The organism is Protofrankia sp. Cj3 (assembly GCF_917627355.1).
GTDB lineage: Bacteria > Actinomycetota > Actinomycetes > Frankiales > Frankiaceae > Protofrankia.
Map to the genome: position 1 here is coordinate 5,563 of NZ_CAKJTR010000246.1, position 1,462 is coordinate 7,024.

Annotated in this window: 2 protein-coding genes; both read left to right on the forward strand. The window is 66.1% G+C overall.

The annotated features are described in order from the left end of the window. The first annotated feature begins 533 nt into the window (after positions 1 to 533). The gene (locus MJ783_RS21425; protein WP_239313233.1) at positions 534 to 1,142 is read left to right on the forward strand and encodes a TetR/AcrR family transcriptional regulator; all 609 of its coding nucleotides are present in this window, start codon (positions 534 to 536) and stop codon (positions 1,140 to 1,142) included. A gap of 35 nt (positions 1,143 to 1,177) precedes the next feature. Then, a partial coding sequence (locus tag MJ783_RS21430; protein WP_239313236.1) for a hypothetical protein occupies positions 1,178 to 1,462 on the forward strand: 285 nt, incomplete at its 3' end.

Sequence of the window (1,462 nt, forward strand, 5' to 3'; positions counted from 1 at the left end):
GCGGGGCTGTCGGCCGTGGCTCCCGACGTTCCGCCACCGCACGCGGTGATGATCAACATGGCTGCGCCAAGGAGGAGAGCAGGGATCGTGCGTGACCATCTCATACGAAGGTGGACTCCTCTTGGGCGTGGGCGGCCAGTTCCGCGGGGCGCAGTTCCAAGACACATCGTCTTATCCTCACCAAACCTAGAGAGTTGGTGAAGAAGGCGCAACGCGCGAACTATGGTTCGCCCATGCGCTTTGCGTGACGGTGTGGATGCGTTGCGAACAACCCTTCGCCGTGGCCGACCGGTCCCACTCGGGCGCTCGCGCGCGGCCAGGTCGCGTGCGCGGGGGGTGACGCCGCGGCGCATACTGTCGCGTATGTTCTTTTCTGGCTCCGCCGCGGACCAGGGCCTGAACTTCGTGGGTATGCCTCGCCGGGGCGCTCGTCGAGGGCCCCGGCCCACCGCCACCGCGCTCGCCGTCTGACCGAGACATCGGTCGGCGTTCGGCAGACCACGACCTTGCTTCCGCGAATGGACACCGGAACAGTGCAGACCGAAGACGGAACGTCCGCTGCGATTCTCCGCGCGGCGGAGCGGCTGTTCGCGGAGCGCGGCTTCGAGGTCTCACTCCGGGAGATCGGCAGGAGCGCGGGCCAGCGGAACAACTCCGCGGTGCAGTACCATTTCGGCACCAGGGACCGCCTGATTGAGGCCCTGTACGCCTATCGGATGGTGCCGATCAACCGCCGCCGGCTCGCGCTGATAGAAGAGGCGTGTGCGGATGGTCGCAAACTTGATCTTGAGCAGATCATTGATCTCGGTATTCAACCCCTGGCGGAGCATGTTCTCGCCCACCGCGGATCGAGCAGTTATGCGCGTTTCGTGGCCCGGCTTGTTCTGAGTGGCGACTCGCTGGTGCCGACGGGCCGGGACTTCACCGAGGGCCTCCGGCTCCTGTCCGTCCTGAGCAAGGACGTCATGCCGGAGCTGACCGAGGAACGGGAGTTCCTCCTGGCCCTGTTCACCGCCACGGCCATGGCGAACCTGGAACTGCGCTGCGAGGACCGTTCGTTCACGGACGAGCAGGCGCGGGAAGTCCTGGCCGAGCTCAGGACCGCGGTGATCGCCATGATCACGGCCCCGAGGGCCGGATAGAGAGCACCCCACCGCAATGTTGGCCGACGCTCAGGATGCCGACGACGGCGACAGATCGTTCGCCGGGACTGTCAACTTTCCGGCTCTGGGAACTGTCAGAAGATTTTCCGGTAACTACCAGCGATGGGGCCTTCGCCTGCGGAAACGGCCCGCTGGCGCTGGGTGTTACACCGTTGCTCGGGCACTCCCCCGCGGAAAGGCTCGACCTGGCCGAGGGCACCTTGCCGGGGGCGTTGAAGGACGTGCACGCGCTGCTGGCCCCGCTGGAGACCGCGTCGTCGGCCGGAAGAACTACTACGGCGCGCAAACCGAATGGGCCA